This is a genomic window from Enhygromyxa salina (genome assembly GCF_002994635.1).
GTDB lineage: Bacteria > Myxococcota_A > Polyangia > Nannocystales > Nannocystaceae > Plesiocystis > Plesiocystis salina_B.
In genome coordinates this window covers 1-2,252 of sequence record NZ_PVNL01000153.1, presented here as the reverse complement: position 1 = coordinate 2,252, position 2,252 = coordinate 1, and the positions used below count along the sequence as shown (strand labels likewise).

The following is a 2,252-nucleotide window of genomic DNA, read 5'->3' as shown; positions in this document are numbered from 1 at the left end:
TTTGAGGCGCCCACGCGGATCCCCAACGCCCACGCGGCGGCCTCGCGGCCGATGCTGGTGTTCAACGACGCGCGGACCTCGATCCAGTTCGCGGACATGACCGGCGATGGGCTGCCGGATCTGGTGCGGATCCGTAATGGCGAGGTCGCGTATTGGCCGTGCCTCGGCTTTGGGCAATTCGGGCAGATGATCCGCATGCGCGGACTGTCGAGCTTCGCGTCGGCCAGCGATCTGTTTCATCCGAGCCGGATACGGCTCAGCGACGTCGACGGCAGCGGTACGACGGATCTGATCTATCTTGGGGAGCGCGGCGCGACGATCTACCGAAACCTCTCGGGCAACGGCTTCGCGGCCGGCGAACACCTGTCGCAGTTCCCCAGCCTGCGCGGCTTGGACTGGGTCGAGGTCGTGGATCTAAAAGGCAACGGGACCGGCTGCCTGGTCTGGTCGTCATCGCACTCGGCCGGTCGCGGGGGCGTGCTTCGCTACATTGATCTGACCAGCGGCACGAAGCCGCACTTGTTGATCTCGACCAAGAACAACATGGGCGCGCAGACGCGGATCAGCTACGCCGCGTCGACGAAGTTCTACCTGGCCGACAAGGCTGCCGGGAGGCCCTGGTTGACCAAGCTGCCGTTTCCCGTGCACGTCGTCGATCGCGTCGAGCACCTCGACCACGTCACGCGCCAGCGCTACGTCCAGCACTTCGCGTATCACCACGGGTACTTCGACGGGCAAGAGCGCGAGTTTCGGGGCTTCGGCATGGTCGAGACCTGGGACACCGAGTCGTTCGCGGACTTCTCGGGTGATGGGTTGTTTGCGTTCGAGCAATTCGATGTGGTCGAAGAGCAGCTGCACCAGCCGCCCGTGTACACGAAGAGCTGGTTTCACACGGGGGCCTATCTCACGGGCGGCAAGAAGTACTCGAGGTTGTTCGCGGACGAGTATTGGAGCGGCGACGCGTTCGGGTGGAAGCTGCCCGACAGTCGCATTCCTTCGGGTCTGAACGGCGACGACACGGCAGAGGCCTTGCGTTCGCTCGCGGGTCGAACGCTGCGAACTGAGGTGTACGCGCTCGACGGGTCCGAACTCGAGGGCGTGCCGTACACGGTCAGCGAGGCGACCTTCGAGGTTCGTCAGGTGCGGGCGCGTGGGGACAATCGCCATGGGGTCTACCTCGCGCATGACCGTGAGGCGCTGAGCTATCACTACGAGCGTGACGCTGGGGATCCGCGGATCGCTCACAGCATGGTGCTCGAGGTCGATGGCTACGGGACGGTGCTGCGCTCGGCGGCGGTGGCCTATCCGCGGCGAGGGGCGCCGGAGCATGCCGAACAGTCAACTCTGCACGTCACGCTCAGTGAGGCTGACGTGGTGCACCTCGATGGTGATCCGAACATCCTGCGCCTCGGCGTGCCGATCGAGTCACGCAGCTACGAACTGCACGGGCTGGCCGCGGGGGCGACCGGATTCGCCTGGAAGACCATGCGCGATGCGGCCAACGGGGCGACGGCGATCGCGTATGACGGTGAACTGTCGGGCGGCGCCGAGAAGCGGCTGCTCAGTTGCTCGCGCATGCGCTACATCGCCGATGACCTCTCGGGCCCGCTCGCGCACGGCAGCGTCGAAAGTATGGCGCTACCCTACGACAGCGACGCGATGGCGATGACGCAGGCACAGCGGCAGTCGGTATTCGGCGGGCTGCTCGGCGCGCCCACCGACGCCGAGCTCGAGGACGTGGGGAAGTACATCCTCGCCGACGACGTCTGGTGGGTCCGCACGGGGCACCCGAGCTACGACGCGAGCAAATTCTTCATGGTGACGGCTGTCGAGGACCCCTACGGCAACGTGTACGCCACCACCTACGACGCGCACGCGCTGCTGACCGTCAGCAGCACGGACCCGCTCGGGAACACGGTCAGCGCTGCGCACGACTACCGCCTGCTCGCGCCCTGGCAGCTGACCGACGCCAACGGCAACCGCAGCCAGGTCGCCGTCGACGTGCTTGGCTTCGTGATCGCGAGCGCGGTCATGGGCAAGGTCGACGACAACGACGGCGACACCCTCGACGACCCGACCAGCACCTTCGATTACGACCTGTTCGCCTGGCAAAACACCGGAACGCCCAACTGGGCGAAGACGCGGGTGCGGGAGACCCATCAAGACCCGGACACGCGCTGGCTCGAGCAGCGCACGTACTTCTCCGGGGGTGGTGGCGTCGTGATGGTGAAGGCCCAAGCCCGGCCTGGCCT

1 protein-coding gene is annotated in these 2,252 nt (G+C 66.1%); it reads left to right on the top strand.

What is annotated here, in order from left to right; genetic code table 11:
• Positions 1–96 precede the first annotated feature (96 nt).
• Positions 97–2,252, top strand: a 2,156-nt coding sequence (locus ENSA7_RS41045; RefSeq protein WP_280524073.1) for a toxin TcdB middle/C-terminal domain-containing protein, incomplete at its 3' end; no start/stop codon positions are given.